This window comes from Comamonas sp. Z3, assembly GCF_008121565.1.
In the GTDB taxonomy this organism is placed as follows: domain Bacteria; phylum Pseudomonadota; class Gammaproteobacteria; order Burkholderiales; family Burkholderiaceae_C; genus Comamonas; species Comamonas brasiliensis.
Map to the genome: position 1 here is coordinate 16,568 of NZ_VOQU01000007.1, position 14,803 is coordinate 31,370.

General features: G+C 59.3%; 14 protein-coding genes. 7 read left to right on the forward strand and 7 right to left on the reverse strand.

Features of this window, described 5'->3' with window-relative positions; translation table 11 throughout:
- Window positions 1–107: 107 nt before the first annotated feature.
- On the forward strand, window positions 108–689 hold the full coding sequence (locus tag FSY59_RS19800; protein ID WP_043373252.1) for a TetR/AcrR family transcriptional regulator: 582 nt from the start codon (window positions 108–110) through the stop codon (window positions 687–689).
- A 296-nt stretch (window positions 690–985) separates the two neighbouring features.
- Here FSY59_RS19800 and FSY59_RS19805 read toward each other — a convergent pair whose 3' ends face one another.
- From FSY59_RS19805 to FSY59_RS19820, 4 genes are all read right to left on the reverse strand, one after another.
- Entirely contained in the window at window positions 986–2,971 is a 1,986-nt protein-coding gene (locus FSY59_RS19805) for an oleate hydratase (RefSeq protein WP_148729494.1), read from the reverse strand.
- 449 nt (window positions 2,972–3,420) lie between these two features.
- Window positions 3,421–3,804 (reverse strand): ester cyclase, encoded by a 384-nt coding sequence (locus tag FSY59_RS19810; RefSeq protein WP_034400508.1) that lies wholly within the window; start codon window positions 3,802–3,804, stop codon window positions 3,421–3,423.
- A 175-nt stretch (window positions 3,805–3,979) separates the two neighbouring features.
- On the reverse strand, window positions 3,980–5,335 hold the full coding sequence (locus tag FSY59_RS19815; protein WP_003054322.1) for an FAD-dependent oxidoreductase: 1,356 nt from the start codon (window positions 5,333–5,335) through the stop codon (window positions 3,980–3,982).
- An 11-nt stretch (window positions 5,336–5,346) separates the two neighbouring features.
- Window positions 5,347–6,414: a tripartite tricarboxylate transporter substrate binding protein gene (locus FSY59_RS19820; RefSeq protein ID WP_232536016.1), complete on the reverse strand. Its 1,068-nt coding sequence runs from the start codon at window positions 6,412–6,414 to the stop codon at window positions 5,347–5,349.
- Between the two features lie 30 nt (window positions 6,415–6,444).
- Between FSY59_RS19820 and FSY59_RS19825 the strand changes: the two genes are divergently transcribed.
- Complete coding sequence (locus FSY59_RS19825; RefSeq protein ID WP_232536017.1) at window positions 6,445–7,326, forward strand: LysR family transcriptional regulator; 882 nt, start codon at window positions 6,445–6,447, stop codon at window positions 7,324–7,326.
- Window positions 7,327–7,438: 112 nt separating this feature from the next.
- On the opposite strand, the gene FSY59_RS19830 is transcribed toward FSY59_RS19825, so the two are convergent.
- Window positions 7,439–7,648, reverse strand: coding sequence for a molybdopterin-binding protein (locus tag FSY59_RS19830; RefSeq protein WP_003054319.1), 210 nt, complete (start codon window positions 7,646–7,648; stop codon window positions 7,439–7,441).
- Window positions 7,649–8,206: 558 nt separating this feature from the next.
- Here FSY59_RS19830 and FSY59_RS19835 point away from each other — a divergent pair.
- The 5 genes from FSY59_RS19835 to cyoE all read left to right on the forward strand — a co-directional run bounded on the left by FSY59_RS19835 (window position 8,207) and on the right by cyoE (window position 12,782).
- Complete coding sequence (locus FSY59_RS19835; protein WP_148729495.1) at window positions 8,207–8,830, forward strand: glutathione S-transferase family protein; 624 nt, start codon at window positions 8,207–8,209, stop codon at window positions 8,828–8,830.
- Between the two features lie 153 nt (window positions 8,831–8,983).
- Window positions 8,984–9,460, forward strand: a complete 477-nt coding sequence (locus tag FSY59_RS19840; RefSeq protein WP_019043672.1) for a RidA family protein — start codon at window positions 8,984–8,986, stop codon at window positions 9,458–9,460.
- A 131-nt stretch (window positions 9,461–9,591) separates the two neighbouring features.
- Window positions 9,592–9,975: a VOC family protein gene (locus FSY59_RS19845; protein ID WP_019043671.1), complete on the forward strand. Its 384-nt coding sequence runs from the start codon at window positions 9,592–9,594 to the stop codon at window positions 9,973–9,975.
- Between the two features lie 698 nt (window positions 9,976–10,673).
- A complete protein-coding gene (locus FSY59_RS19850; RefSeq protein ID WP_148729496.1) occupies window positions 10,674–11,852 on the forward strand; it encodes a heme A synthase in 1,179 nt (392 codons plus the stop codon).
- Window positions 11,853–11,876: 24 nt separating this feature from the next.
- Complete coding sequence (cyoE, locus tag FSY59_RS19855; RefSeq protein WP_148729497.1) at window positions 11,877–12,782, forward strand: heme o synthase; 906 nt, start codon at window positions 11,877–11,879, stop codon at window positions 12,780–12,782.
- 291 nt (window positions 12,783–13,073) lie between these two features.
- Here cyoE and FSY59_RS19860 read toward each other — a convergent pair whose 3' ends face one another.
- Window positions 13,074–14,051, reverse strand: coding sequence for a c-type cytochrome (locus FSY59_RS19860; RefSeq protein WP_148729498.1), 978 nt, complete (start codon window positions 14,049–14,051; stop codon window positions 13,074–13,076).
- Between the two features lie 17 nt (window positions 14,052–14,068).
- Window positions 14,069–14,788 carry a c-type cytochrome gene (locus FSY59_RS19865; protein ID WP_003054309.1) on the reverse strand — a complete coding sequence of 240 codons (720 nt, stop codon included), beginning with the start codon at window positions 14,786–14,788 and terminating at the stop codon, window positions 14,069–14,071.
- Between the last annotated feature and the right edge of the window lie 15 nt (window positions 14,789–14,803).

The following is a 14,803-nucleotide window of genomic DNA, read 5'->3' on the forward strand; positions in this document are numbered from 1 at the left end:
CTGCACCTTTCGCATGTCATGCCCAGTCTCCAGCAGGGACAGAGCATGACTATATTGATGATGGCCGCAATCATAAATGAGTTTTGATGACGGCTATCATCTAACGCATGAAAGTGAGCAAAGCACAGGCAGCCGAGAATCGCGAGGGAATCGTGGATGCCGCTGCACGTCTGTATCGAGAAAAAGGCCTGGATGGAGTGGGCGTGGCGGAGATCACCCGCGACGCAGGATTGACACATGGTGGGCTGTACCGGCACTTCGAGTCCAAGGATGCCCTCGCACGCGAGGCATGCCTGCGCGCATTCGAGTGGACAATCACCCCGCTGGACGGATTGGAGTCTTCGGAGGCCGACGCCGCATCTGCAAACAGCCTTCGCGCACTGGTGCATGGCTATCTTTCCGCAACCCACCGCGACCACCCTGGAGAGGGCTGCCCTGCTGCTGCATTGGCCGCAGATGCCGCCAGAGCAGGCCCCGAAATGTCAGAGGTATTTGCGCTGGGCGTGGAACGCAACATCCAACGCTTTATGGGCGTGCTCCAGGGTGAAGACGAGACCAGACGCAGCGAGACTATCGTGACCCTCAGCAGCATGGTGGGTGCACTGGTTCTCGCTCGTGCAACAGCAGCGGGCAACCCGGCTCTTTCTGAAGAAATACTGGCCACCCTGCGAAAGCAATTAGCTCCGTAACCGCCTGGTTGGGGCATTCGCTCGCGCATTAGAAACGCGTCACGGCCGGTGCGGACTCCCCAAACAGGCATTGGGCAGCGTCGCCGCTATGGGCCGCGACTGCCGACCAGGGTGAGACGAACCGGACAACGGCTGATGGCCTCGCACACGCTCATCGCGAAAAGACAGGATGACCTGCCAGATTCGATGCGCTCCAACATGGAGACGGAAGAATCATGAGCACACCTTGCATGTGCTCATGGCCCTGGTTGTTTCGCCAAAACGAGGTCTGGCAGGCGCGTCATGCGCAAACGCTGCTATCTGGATCTATCGCGCAGACCTTCGCTCCAGCGCGCCAGCCAGCCCGAGGCTGCCACCAGTGCCTGGCTGCCCTTGCCCAGCAATGAAGAGAGCTCCGTCTCGGCACGCTCGCGCAGCGTCTCCTCGTTTTCAGGCAGCGGCGGCAATATATGGGCGTAGTAGCTATTGCCCAGAACCCGGTGCAGCAGGCGCTCTCCCGGAAAAGGCTCGTTGTTGTTCAGCGCCCGCGCGCCTTTGAGAATATTGCGGATGTCGTACTGCGTGGGGCTGATATCGGCCACCTGCTTGGGCAGTCCCAGCAGCGTGTAGACGCCGATACGCGCTGTGCGCACCGAACTCTCCATCGTGAAGATCACATCGTTGCTGGTCTCCACGAACTGGCCCAGCAAGGCCAGATTGGTACAGCCCTGAGGCACCACATGAGGCCGGTCACCCGCCGCGCGCGGCATGAACTGCGCAGTGATGTAGGGCATCAGAGCCAGGCGCACCTTGGTGTTGGCGGCCACCGCATCGAGCTGATCATCGATACCCAGGTGGTAGCACAGCTCGGCCAGGATCTCTCGTCCGGTACAGGCGGGCATGGGCTTCCTGATATGGTTGCCCTCCTTGTCCATCAGCAGCGCATAAACCCACAGCACCAGTACGTCGTCAGGCTGATCGGGAAAATGCGGTTGGCGGTTGCAGGTGAAGCTCATCACCCAATTGGAATCCGTGAAAGTGATGATGCCGCCGGTGACCGTCTTGCCCGAATATGGATCATTGACCGCCAGTTCCTTGAGCTTGTCGATCAAGGGGGAAGGCTTGCAGGTAAGCGTGGCCGACTCCCACATCGAGCGGGAAACATCACCGCAGAACTTCTCGGGCTTGCCGAAGACCGGAGATTTCTTCGCCAGGTTCTGCCACAGCGTCCAGTCGCTGCCCTCGCCCGGCTCGCCATTGCCGCGCGCCAGTACCGGTACCGTGTCCATGTCTCCGTAGGCCGTGCCCTCGGTCATTGAACCAGTCAGCGCAAACACCACGTCGTCGGAGCCGACGGTGATGCTCTCCTCGCGACCCGCAACCTTGCAGCGGATCGCGGTCACGGTGCGGCTGCCCTCGTCCTCACGCATGTCCAGTTCATGGGCACGGGTGTCGAACTGCACGCGCACCCCCTGCTCCTGCAGCATGCGGGCCAGCGGCACGACAAAGCTGTCGTACTGGTTGTACTTGGGGAACACCAGGGCCGACATGTCGGTCAGGCCGTCAATGGCATCAAGGAAGCGATGCATGTACAGCTTCATCTCCAGCAGGCTTTGCCAGTTCTCAAAGGCGAACATCGAACGCCACAGATACCAGAAGTTGGTCTCGAGAAAGCTCTTGCTGAAATACTCCTCGATCGTGATGTCGTTCAGGTCTTCCTTGCGCTTGAGCAGCAGCTTGACGATCTCCCACTGGTGCGACTTGCTCAGACCCAGCGTAGCGAAATCGCGGATCTGCCCCCGCTTGTGCATCAGCCTGGCCTTGGACCAATTGGGATCTTTGTCGTTGATCCAGCGGTATTCATCGAGCACGCTGTAGCCTTCAGGCAGCTCCAGCGCCGGGACATCCTGGAACAGATCCCAGAAGTTGTCGTAGTTCCAGTTCATCTCGCGGCCACCGCGCACGATGTAGCCATCCTCGGCATTGCCCGAGCCATCAAGCGAACCGCCGGCAATGCTCAGGCTGTCAAGAATCGTGATGTCCTCCCCCTTCATTCCTCCGTCGCGAATCAGATAGAAAGCGGCCGCCAGTCCGGCAATGCCGCTGCCTATGATCCATGCCTTGCGGCCCGACTCCTGCCTGGTCGGTACGGGACGATTGCGCATGTACGGACCGACCATGTCCGGCGGGGGCAAGGTATCTTTCGCGCTCTTGCGCCAAAAGCTCTCGCCGACATTCGCCTCCACGCGAACGGAAGCCTGGGACTCTGCACGATTCATGGTCTTGCCTTTCATGGATGTCATTGATGATGACGCTCTATATTTACCAGTAATGCACCGGCTGCGATTTGATATGCCATAAGAGCATCTCAACGCACATTTGCTCAAGCCCTTGAGGAAATGACAGGGAAAGAGAAAAATCCTCAGCGGACATGGGCTCTGGAAAATCGAGCCACTGCTGAAATAAGCAGGCCTCAATCAACAGGCTAAAGCAGGATATTCTTCCCAGTGCCAAACGCATTGCTACAGCTTATCAGTGATGGTGCCCGCTCGGTCACTTCTCAGAGAGTACATGGCGCGCATCCGAAAATTGCCCACCGAAAGTATTTTTCTGGACGGCCTCTTGGTCGTAGCAGCCTCCGACACCAAGTCCTTGAAAACTGCCCAGAATCGAGTGCAGCCAATGACAGGCCGAGGCAACAGAGAATGCAGTTGCCCAGGCTCGGATCGAAGCATCAAGTGCTCTGCAACACTTAGAACATGCCCAGTTTGTTGGGTGAGTCCTTGGGTACCTGCTGTCCTATATCCCACATTTCGACGATCTTGCCATTCTCGAATCGAAGAATATGCACGACCGCAATATCCATATCGACTCTCTCACGCCGCAAATGTGAATAGACCGCAACCCGGTCATCAGATTCAATGGTTTGTTTGACCATGAACGATCTATTGGGTTCTGATTCAGCGCTTTGTTCCATGCCAAGCAGCAAGGACTCCCGATCAGCGGGGAAATACGCGTTGTGATGGTGAAAACTCTCCGACACGTACAGATCGTAGGCTGTTCTTACCTGCCCTGTTGCGCACAAGGTCAGGAAGTCTGCCGCAATAGCGGCCTTGCTCCGGGTGCCCATGCTCATGCTCATGCTCCATTGAGGCCGATGTTCGGCCCAAGGGTTTCAAGCTCAGGCCTATCCATGCCGGTGGTTGATGAAGCCAAATCATCAACCCGCCATGTTTTTGAAGCAAGCACCATCCACGACACGGCTACTGCCTGCTTTCGGCCCGCCAGCTCCTGTGATCAAAGATGCGTGCTCATGGCTCAAGCAAGCAGCCGCTTTCACGCAAGACCCGCTGCAAACGCTTTGGGTCCATCCCTTGAACAGCAGCGCTGCCCGCCATCGCTGCCGCGGTGCCCGCGGCCTGCCCCATCACAAAACATCCTCCACTTGCACGAGCAGCAGACTGCCCCTCGTGGGTCATGGAAGCACAACGCCCTGCAACAAGCAGGTTCTCAACCGTCTGCGGCACCAGCATTCTCCAGGACAGATCGTTATAGCCGCGCTCGGGATCCAAGGGAAACCCCCATGTGATGCCTCCGGCTCGATGCAGCTCCATCGGCCACGCATTGATGCCAATGCTGTCATCAAAGCGGACCGAATTCAGGATGTCATCGCCAGTCAGCGCATAGAGACCCTGGATTCGACGCGTCTCACGAATGCCGACCTGAGGGGCGATCTCCACGATTCTCGAATCGGCAAACCCCGGTATCTGCTCCTGCAAGAAGCGGAAGTACTCGACAATCTGACGCCGCCCCTCGACCTCTCCCGCACTCAACTCCTGCGCATCCACGGCATTCATGGCCTGACCGCTGGAATTGGCAATCTGGGTGACATTGGCACGCCACTCCGACGGATTGATCTGCGGCCGAAGAATCGCGCCTTCGCGAGGGAAGTTGTAGCGACCTGGATCGCGGAGCCGAGAACGCTCCATGAAGTCATTGATTGCCTTGAAATCGCCAACCGCCGGCAAGGCCTGCGATGCGTCGACATGGCCAATGCGGAACATCGTGGACGGGAAAAGACCGCTGCCATGCCCGTCGCCCACCTCATAGGGAACGCCGGCCAGGGCTGCGATGTCTGCGTCGCCCGAGCAATCGATGAACATATTGGCCCGAACTGCCTGACGTCCTGATTTGGTCTCGATGACCAGGGCATGAATGCGTGAGTCATCCATCAGCACAGATGAGGCCCTGGTGTGGAACAGCAAATGCACGCCGCAAGACAGCATCCACTGATCCGCCGCGCATTTATAGATGGAAGTGTCATAGGAGCGGACGCGAATCCTGCCCTGCATCCCGTCCTGAGGCTTGTTCAGCCCACCCATTGCCTGCAGTCGTGAAAGCAGATCGTCCACGACGCCATGCACGAGTTGGCGCATTTCCCCTTGATGACGGCCATATAGCCCTGCGAAGTTTGTCACGCCGCCGGCGGTGCCCATCCCTCCCAGGAAACCGTAGGACTCCACAAGAAGGGTTCGTGCCCCAAGCCGAGAAGCGCTGGCGGCAGCAGCCAGTCCGGCCGGACCGCCACCGATGACGACTACATCGTATTCACCTTGAACCGGTAGATAACGGGCAGGCTCCAGAAGGGATTTTTGCGAGGATGTCATGGCTTCTTGCTTCAGTCCAATGTGATCTTGTTACGTTCGACGACAGGCTTCCACCGCGCCACATCCGCAGCCAGCAATCTGCGGAATTCCTCGGGCGAATTCCCCACCGGATCCATGTACTGCATGCGCAGCTTGTCTTTGACGGCAGGCTCGGCAAGGACTTGCGCAATCTGGTCGCGCAGCGCGTCGACAATGGCTGCAGGCGTTTTCGCAGGCACGATGAAACCGATCCATGCATCTCCCTTTATGTCGGGAAGGCCGCTCTGAGCCAGAGTGGGCAACTCGGGAAGTGATGGCGATCTGCTTGGGGAAGCCACGGCCAGGGCTCGCAGCTTCCCGGCTTTCACATGCGGCATCACGGCTGCGGCAGGTAGCAAGCCCATGTCCACCTCACCCGATAAAAGAGCGGTCACCGCAGCACCCGATCCGCGATATGGAACATGCACTGCATCGCCGCCCGCCTGAGCTACCAGTGCAGCCATTGCCAGATGCGAGATGGAGCCGGCTCCAATCGACGCAAAGCTGAGCTTGGATTTGTCCCTCATCAGAGCCGACAGCTGCTTGGCATCTGTCGTGGACAGCCTGGAGCCGACGACCAGCACGGACGGCTGGGACACGGCAATGCTCACCAGACCGATATCCCTGGACGTGTCGTAGGGCATCTTTCGAAACAGAAGCGCGTTGACGCCAAGAGGTCCGGCAATGCTGACACCGATGGTGCGCCCATCCCCCTCGGCCTTGGCCACCATGTCGGTACCAATATTGCCGGCGGCGCCACTCCTGTTCTCCACCACAAAAGCTTGATGCAGCCTGCTGGCCAGCCTATCGCCGATGACGCGGGCCACCAGATCAGGGGTCGAGCCAGCATCGAAGGGCACAAGGACTTTGACAGGGACTTGGGGCCATTCCTGTGAGTAAGCATGCCCACCCGTGATGGAAATGCAGGTGAGAAAAAGGGATAGAAGCAAGCGCGATTTCACAACAATGTCTCCAGGTTCTTGGGTATTCAGGGCGAGTTCCTCATCGCCTGGTACGAACTCTAGGCAAGCAGCATCATTGCGTCGATTGATAATGAACAATATCTGCTAGCGGGAAATCGAATAATGGATATGAAGCTTCTCTCGGTCTTCGACGAGATCTACAAAACACGGAGCGTGAGCCGTGCAGGAGAGAACCTGGGTCTGGCTCAGACCTCGGTCAGTCTGGCACTCGGCAGACTACGGCGAGCCTTCAATGATCAGCTCTTTGTCCGCACCAGTGAGGGGATGCTTCCCACCCCGCGTGCAGCCGCACTGGTTCCTCAGCTGCGACAGGCTTTGGAACTGCTGCAATCAGCGACCAGGCAGCAGGCGGAATTCGACCCGGCCTCTTCCAGCAGAGCGTTCCGTCTCGCGATGACCGATATCAGTCACCTGGAATTTCTGCCTGCCTTGATGAACAAGCTGGGGAATATCGCGCCCAAGGTGCGAGTCGAAGTACTGCGCATCACGGCCGACACAGCCAGATTGCTGGAGGCAGGCGATGCAGACCTGGCGATAGGCTATATGCCGGAACTCGATGCCGGCTTCTACCAGCAGAAACTGTTCAGGGATGGGTTTGCATGCGTTGTGCGCAGAACGCATCCTCGAATCGACGACAACCTGACAATGACTCGGTTCAAGACGGAGCGCCATGTGATCATCACGGCTCCTGGAACTGGTAACGAGATAGTCGAGCAGGAGTTGAAACGCCAAGGGGCGCAGCGCAATGTTGCACTGTCTCTGCCCACCCTCCCGGGGGTTGGCAACCTGCTGGCCCATACGGATCTCATCGCCACGGTTCCGCATCGAATTGCGCAGACGCTGGTAAAGATCGCCCAGGTCAAGGCAATCGCGTCACCATACAGGCTTCCAGAGTTCGCCATCAAGCAGCATTGGCATGAACGCTATCAGCAAGACCCGGCAAACCGATGGCTGCGCTCAACCTTGGCAGAGCTATTCCTGGAAATCTGATCAGTTCGGGCGTCTTGGCTACGACAGGCTGAATTCGCTCAGAACGCGCGCCCGATTGCCGGAACGCCCCATGACTAAAGAATAGAAGAGGCTCCTGTGGAGCCTGGACCGCTCAATCAACGGCGACCATCACCGACGACGCCTTGAGAACCGCGTAGGCATTGTCGCCCTCCTTCAGCCCCAGCGACTGGGCTGAAGTCGAGGTGATCGAGGATGTGACCCTGACACCGGGAGCAATTTCCAGTGTCAACTCCTTGCTGACCAGGCCGGTGACAATCGAGATGACTTTGCCTTGCAAGACATTTCGAGCACTGATCTTCATAGCATCTACACCTGAGAAATGACGATGGCCATGAGCATGTATCCAGCGGGTTGATGGCTGTAGAAGCTCTGCAATATCGAAGTCTTATCGTCCGTTGCATGACTGCCAGGGATCGATTGCTATCGATCCCACGCTATCCGAGGAGGAGCAAAAGACCATGCAACGCTCACAAGCCTCGCTTCAAGCACCAAGTGCGCCTCATCAGCGATGACCCGAAGCGACCACGGCTTCTGCCCTGATGCCGTCGCAGGCACCGCTGTGCGGGACTGGCTCATAGGGCAAGCCATATCAGCTGTGTCCAGCGCCAGCCCCTGGGGCTTGTGCCAGCATGGACCTGTGCCGCAATGATGGCCAAGCGCCACTTGCGTGACACAGACAGGCGCAAAACAACCGGTCAACCGCTGCTGGGGGTCTGCAGCCGCATACATTAGAGTACCTGCCGCAAGCGGCTTCATTTTTGTATTCGGTATACCGTCCCCCCCGGGCGAGGTCACAGATCCACACATGCTCGCAGCTCCCGCTTCCTCAATGCATTCCTCTTAATGACCCGGAGATGAAATGTTGCGCATTTTGGGCAAGGCATCCTCAATCAATGTTCGCAAGGTACTCTGGGCCTGCGCCGAGTTGGACATCCCCGTCAAGCGGGAAGATTGGGGCAGCGGTTTCCAGTCAACGCTCAGTCCTGAATTCCTCGAGTTGAATCCCAATGCCATGATCCCTGTCATCCAGGACGGTGACTTCACGCTATGGGAGTCCAATACGATCATTCGCTATCTGGCCAATGGCTACAACGGGACCGGGCTCTACCCCATCGATGCCAAAGCGAAGGCCCGGATTGATCAATGGATCGACTGGCAGGCGTCGGACCTCAACAGCTCATGGAGCTATGCCTTCATGTCCCTTGTCAGGCAATCGCCCGAGCACCAGGACCGCAGTGCACTGGCCCTGTCTTGCAAGGACTGGGCAAGGCAAATGGAAATCCTCGAGCGACAACTGGGCTCCACCGGAGCCTACGTAGGCGGTACCGAGTTTTCTCTGGCGGACATACCTGTAGGACTGTCGGTGAACCGTTGGTTTGAAACTCCGCTTGAGCGTCCGGACCTGCCTGCGGTGCGCGAATACTACGAACGCCTGAGTCTTCGCCCGGGATTCCGGCAGCATGGAAGAAACGGCACGCCCTGAGCATGTCCAGCCGACTCAAACATTGAACGCAGCCCATGCAAACGCTGCACCTCGCCCGCGTGCGGAGGCTGCGTCCTGTTAGTCCGCTTCGCCTATTGGCGCTTGGGCCCAAGCGGGCCTCAGTTTCACTGTCAGCAATGAAAGCAGAACATCATGTCCGAATCACGAGATTCCAGGTTTGCCGCAATGGAAGCGGCACTTTCCCTGAGCTTTTCCGGCGAGATAAAGATCGGCGGAAACTATGTCTCCGTGGTTCGCCACGACAGGCAGGTATTTGTCAGCGGCCAGATCCCTCGCGTCGGTGACAGCGTGGTCGTCACAGGCAGAGTCGGCGCTGAAGTTTCGGTCGAGCAGGCACGGTATGCCGCCAAGATTTGCACCATGCGTGCACTGGCATTGCTGCGGCAAGAGCTGGGATCTCTGGACAGGGTTTCGCGCATTCTGCGCATCACCGTGTTTGTCAAATGCTCAGAGGACTTCAGCCAGCAAAGCGAAGTGGCGGACGGCGCGTCCGAGCTGCTGTATTCCGTGCTGGGCGATGCCGGTATTCATACGCGCACATCCGTGGGGGTCTATCAGCTTCCCAAGAATGCCCCCGTGGAAATCGACCTGATCGCGGCGGTGGATTGATGCCCTATCACGGGGTTCCCCTGAGCTACACTGCTTCGCGTGGGCACCGTCCTGCTGACCTCAACCGCAAGCGCATCAGCCATACAGCACCGCCTGGAAGCTGATCGCGCCTTGCAAGCAGAGACCATCGAATGAGCAATACCACCGATCACGGTGTCCAGTTCGGCCGAATCGCCGCGACGATTCCGGTGAAGGACATGGCCAGAGCCTGTGACTTCTACACCAAGATTCTCGGGTTCACAAAAGTCTTCGAAAACGGGAACCCCGTCGGATTCATGATCCTGAAGCGGCATCACGGCGAGCTGCACCTGAGCCTGCAGCCCAGCCACAAAGCCGTGAAATTCAATGTCGCGCATCTCCTGGTCGACAACGTTGATGCGCTGCACACCATCTGCCATCAATACGGCTTGAGAATCATCAAGAGCCTTCAGGACAAGGACTATGGCCTGAGGGCATTCGTGTTTGAAGACCCTGATGGCAACCGTATCGATGTCGGACAAATGATCCAAGCCTGAATCGTGAGGTAGCCTCGGCCACCTTGGGTGGCCACAGCCCGCCTCGGATCGGAAACCCGGTCGCAGCTAAGGACGAGCACAGTCGCTTCCCTGATTGCCACAGATCGCGTTCGGCCTGGAGCAGGCACACGGCCGGGTTTCACGGCAAAGCGCATCCGGCTGGCCGTTGCCCTGCAGCTTTGCGGCCTCAATGACTGCAGATACCAGCCATGCTTGCTGGACCGGCCGGCCTTGCATGCCTTGGACCCTCTCGGGTTCCCTACAGCAGGCTCAGCCTCAGGCCTTCGTCCAAGGTCAGAGCATCGGGGCAATTCCTGCCTCACGGACTCAACGAAAGCAGATCTGGAAGGCAAGTCTTTCTTCCACTTTGTTAGGGGCACTCAGGTCACGGCTGCCTAGCCTCAAATCACATGGGTAAAATTGTGCGGGATCAAAGAGCCTGCATTCAACTGCTGCTCCAAGCGTCGAGCAGAGTCCTGGCCCTGGAGCGCACAAGGCTCGCTACGTACAGTCAGGTTTTCTCTCGTTCTGCGCTTGACCAAGATCTTCAAGAATTTCTGTAAATACAGGCCAAGCACTGGCCGCCCCTGCCGAACCATGCCGCTTTGCTTTTGCGATTTTGCCCTGACCGCCGACTGCCCTGCCCTGCCTGAAGTGCAGGCGGCCAGGCGCTGGAAGATGGCCCCCGGAGCAATGGCATGACAGAGCAGCAGCTATACGACCTGGCTCCTGCACTGGAGCTGATGGCTTTTGGTCTGGTCCTGGCTCTTGGGCCTTTATGCTGGGTCTGGTGGCGCAATCGCGGCACCGGCTCCGGCAGACGCCTCCAGGCACTATGTGTGCTGACGCTGTTTCTGACCTTCGACCTGGTTCTGTTCGGCGCCTTCACCCGTCTGACGGACTCAGGCCTGGGTTGCCCGGACTGGCCTGGCTGCTATGGCACAGCCAGCCCCATCGCGGCACATGCCCAGATCTCCGAAGCGCAGGCTGCCATGCCGACCGGCCCGGTCACCCATGGCAAGGCCTGGGTGGAAATGATTCACCGCTATCTGGCGACCACGGTCGGCGTGCTCATCATTGCGATGACGGTCATGAGCTGGAAGCAGGCAGGCACCGCCTGGCGGGCAGGCCGACACATATCATTCAGTGGCGCTGCCAACCCCTGGTGGCCGACCCTGGCACTGGTATGGGTCTGCATCCAGGGTGCGTTTGGGGCACTGACAGTCACCATGAAGCTGTTTCCGGCCATCGTCACGCTGCACTTGCTGGGCGGTACCGGCTTGCTGGCATTGCTGGCCATTCCTGCTTCGGGCCTGAGCCTGCAGCAGACCGGTCTGTCTCCGGCCCTGATCGCCAGAGGCTTGCGCATTGCGCTGTGGCTTTGCCTGGCGCTGCTCGTCGTCCAGGTCAGCCTGGGCGGCTGGGTCAGCACCAATTACGCCGTCCTGGCTTGCACGACCTTCCCCGGCTGTCAGGGCAGTTGGTGGCCGACCATGAATTTTGCCGAAGCGCTGCAGATCTGGCGCCCCCTGGGCATGCTCAAGGACGGCGGCCATATCAGCTTCGAAGCACTGACCGCCATTCACTACACCCACCGTCTGGCGGCCTATGTGGTGGTTCTGGCACTGGCCAGTCTGTGGTGGGCATTGCGCCATGCTCCGGCACTGGCCAAGCAGCGACGGCTGTTGGGTTTTTTTGCAGTGCTGCAAGTTTTGACGGGTCTGTCCAACGTGGTGTTGGACTGGCCTCTGGTTGCGGCCGTGCTTCACACCGGTGGAGCCGCGGCCCTGGTAACGATTGTGGTCTGGAGTCTGGCCGTGACGCGCTCAAATGCCGTCGCCGCCCCCGACCCTGAAATGGCGCGCCGCCCAGCCTGAGGCATAGCGTAAAAGAGTGATTGCATGAGTCAAAGTGAAGCCTTGTTGAACAACACCTCGCGAATCAGCCAGTTCTACGCGCTGACCAAGCCGCGCGTGGTGCAGCTCATCGTGTTCTGCGCCCTGATCGGCATGGTGCTGGCCGTTCCCGGATGGCCCACGGCCAACCAGTGGATCCATATGGGTGTTGCCTGCGTCGGCATCTGGCTGGTAGCAGCTGCCGCTGCGGCCTTCAATTGCCTGGTGGAGCGCCATATCGATGCCAAGATGAAGCGCACCTCCTGGCGCCCCACGGCGCGCGGCGAGCTCTCCAGTCAGCAGGCACTGGCCTTCTCGGCCATTCTCTGCATGATCGGTGCCACAATTTTGCTGCTCTGGACCAATGCGCTGACCATGTGGCTGACGCTGGCCACCTTTGTCGGCTATGCGGTGATCTACACCGTGGTGCTCAAGCCCGCCACGCCACAGAACATCGTTATCGGCGGAGCCTCTGGCGCCATGCCCCCAGTGCTGGGCTGGGCAGCCATGACGTGCAATGTCGGCCCCGAGGCATTGATTCTGTTCCTCATCATCTTCCTCTGGACCCCTCCCCACTTCTGGGCGCTGGCCCTGTATCGTGTCGAGGACTACCGCCAGTCCGGCCTGCCCATGCTGCCCGTGACCCATGGCAGCGAATACACGCGCCTGCAGATTCTGCTCTACACCGTGGTGCTGTTTGCGGCCGGTCTGCTGCCCTTTATGTACGGCATGAGCAGCTGGCTGTATCTGTTTGCGGCTGTCGTGCTGGGCGCTGGCTTTATCGTCTATGCCGTGGCTCTGTACCGCAATTACTCGGACGAGCTGTCGCGCCGCACCTTCAGGTTTTCGCTGCTTCACCTGAGCCTGCTGTTTCTCGCCCTGCTCGTGGACCACTATCTGTTCATGGCCTGATCTTTGAGGTTTCGCCCATGCCAAAGCCCGGTTCGCCGGGCTTTTTTGACACTCTCAAAAAGTGAGCTATTAGCGCTTTATGGGCATGCGTTTTAGCGCAATTTCATTCAGATTTTTGCTTTACCCTGCCACTTCACAGCTTTGTGACCGAGACCGAACGCAGCGCTGATGATTCGGTGAAGACCTGGAGGGGCGCAGATTCTCGTCACCGGGATCATCAAAAAAGAAGGCCAGTCCCTGCTGCAGGACTGGCCCCGGTCATGCATCCAGCAGACCCGATCAAGTGTCCATTTACAGACCCTTGAGCAGCTTGCCGTTCACTTCCTTGCCGTACATGGAGTACTTGCCATGGTGCTTTTCGGCCGTGGCCTGCAGATTGCCGTTGAAGCGCGGGTCCTGGCCACGCTCCTGGCTGTTGATGAAGGTGGCCACATCCCAGGCCTCCTGATCGCTCAGGGTTGCATTGCCATAAGGCATGTTGTTCTTGATGAAGTTGGCCGCCTTGTCGATATCGTGCATGCCGGCCCCCCAGTTATAGGAGTCCTTGCCCCACAGCGGCGGGAACACGGCCACATCGCCGACGAACTGGCCGTTGCCGTCCGCGGCATGGCATAGCGCGCACTTGGCTTCATACACCTTGGCACCGGCTTCGTAAGTGGGTGTCGTTCCGGGCTGGCCCGCTTTCTGGAAGCCGGCACCGGGCAGCTTCTCTCCGGTGGGCGCCTTCTGGGCCATCCAGAAGGCGTAGGACTCCAGAGCCACCAGAACATCATGACCGTCATCCGGCGCCTTGCCGTTCATGGAGTACATGAAGCAGCCGCGCACACGCTCGGCAAACGTGTCCACATGATCGGTCTTCTTGCGATAGGCCGGGTACATGGGATAGGCCCCCCACATGGGAGCAGCGCCTTTCAGACGACCCGCATCGAGGTGGCAGTTGGTACAGCTCAGCGGATTGCCCGAGAAGCCCACGGCATTGGTCGGCGTGCGCGTGAAGATGGCTTCGCCGCGGCGCACCCACTCGCCCATGGGGCCTTCCGGGTAGTCACTCACACCGGGAGGTGTGAATTCGCCAGGCTTGGCAGCCACGACCATGGCCCTGGTGTCTGCCGCAGGCGCTGCCACCTTGACGGGCTCTTCGGCCTTTTGGGGTCGGCTGATGCTCATGCCATACCAGAGCGCTCCGCCCAGACCTGCAAACAGGCAGGCCACCACGGCGTATTCAGCGAAATTGGAGCTTTGAGAAGCTGTTTGTTGTTGGTCCGACATAGTCAACTCCCGAACACTTAAGGCTTGGTGGCCGCTGCAGAGGCAGCGGGGGCATGCAGGCGCTGGTAATACGCAGCCACGGCCTTGATGTCCTCGGCCGTGAGCTTCCTGGCCACTGCGCCCATCAGACCCAGAGGGCCGGCTTCGCGCTGCCCCTTGTTCCAGGCGTCGATCTGGCCTTGCATGTAGTCGGCCGTCAGATGGCCGATGGCCGGAAAATCATTGCCCACGCCCACGCCGCCAGGGCCATGGCACTGCGCACAGGCAGGAATGCCGTCGGCCCAGCGGCCGCGCTCGACCAGCCAGGCGCCACCATCGTCGCTCTTGCCAGGCAAGGCACCGCGCACGCTCTTGATCGGCAATGGCAAGCTCGCGTAATAGGCTGCTACATCGGCGCGCTCCTGCGCGCTCATGGCCTTGGCCATGGGAGCCATGACAACAGATTGACGGGCGCCGGCCGCCAGCTGGTTCAACTGACGCTCCAGGTAGCCAGCATGCTGGCCCGCCAGGGCAGGAAAGCCGGCCTGGCCCTCACCCTTGGCACCATGGCAGCTGGCACAGGCAGCCGCACCGCCCGCCGAACCGGACTGGGCAATCCTGGCCCCGGCAGCGGAGTTTCCGTTCAATGCGGCCTTGGCGGCGGCAGGTTCTTGTGCCCAGGCGCTGGTCGCCATCAGCATGGAAATGCCGACAGCTACCCACGACCGGGGCAGAGTCTTTGTGTTCAAGCGATTCATCTTGGGAATGGAGGT

Excerpts from the sequence above, each read along its gene's own strand:
- FSY59_RS19805 (WP_148729494.1), bottom strand. The coding sequence starts at position 2,971 with ATGACATCCATGAAAGGCAAGACCATGAATCGTGCAGAGTCCCAGGCT.
- FSY59_RS19850 (WP_148729496.1), top strand. The coding sequence starts at position 10,674 with ATGACAGAGCAGCAGCTATACGACCTGGCTCCTGCACTGGAGCTGATG.
- cyoE (WP_148729497.1), top strand. The coding sequence starts at position 11,877 with ATGAGTCAAAGTGAAGCCTTGTTGAACAACACCTCGCGAATCAGCCAG.
- FSY59_RS19835 (WP_148729495.1), top strand. The coding sequence starts at position 8,207 with ATGTTGCGCATTTTGGGCAAGGCATCCTCAATCAATGTTCGCAAGGTA.
- FSY59_RS19810 (WP_034400508.1), bottom strand. The coding sequence starts at position 3,804 with ATGAGCATGGGCACCCGGAGCAAGGCCGCTATTGCGGCAGACTTCCTG.
- FSY59_RS19830 (WP_003054319.1), bottom strand. The coding sequence starts at position 7,648 with ATGAAGATCAGTGCTCGAAATGTCTTGCAAGGCAAAGTCATCTCGATT.
- FSY59_RS19865 (WP_003054309.1), bottom strand. The coding sequence starts at position 14,788 with ATGAATCGCTTGAACACAAAGACTCTGCCCCGGTCGTGGGTAGCTGTC.
- FSY59_RS19860 (WP_148729498.1), bottom strand. The coding sequence starts at position 14,051 with ATGTCGGACCAACAACAAACAGCTTCTCAAAGCTCCAATTTCGCTGAA.
- FSY59_RS19840 (WP_019043672.1), top strand. The coding sequence starts at position 8,984 with ATGTCCGAATCACGAGATTCCAGGTTTGCCGCAATGGAAGCGGCACTT.
- FSY59_RS19825 (WP_232536017.1), top strand. The coding sequence starts at position 6,445 with ATGAAGCTTCTCTCGGTCTTCGACGAGATCTACAAAACACGGAGCGTG.
- FSY59_RS19815 (WP_003054322.1), bottom strand. The coding sequence starts at position 5,335 with ATGACATCCTCGCAAAAATCCCTTCTGGAGCCTGCCCGTTATCTACCG.
- FSY59_RS19800 (WP_043373252.1), top strand. The coding sequence starts at position 108 with ATGAAAGTGAGCAAAGCACAGGCAGCCGAGAATCGCGAGGGAATCGTG.
- FSY59_RS19845 (WP_019043671.1), top strand. The coding sequence starts at position 9,592 with ATGAGCAATACCACCGATCACGGTGTCCAGTTCGGCCGAATCGCCGCG.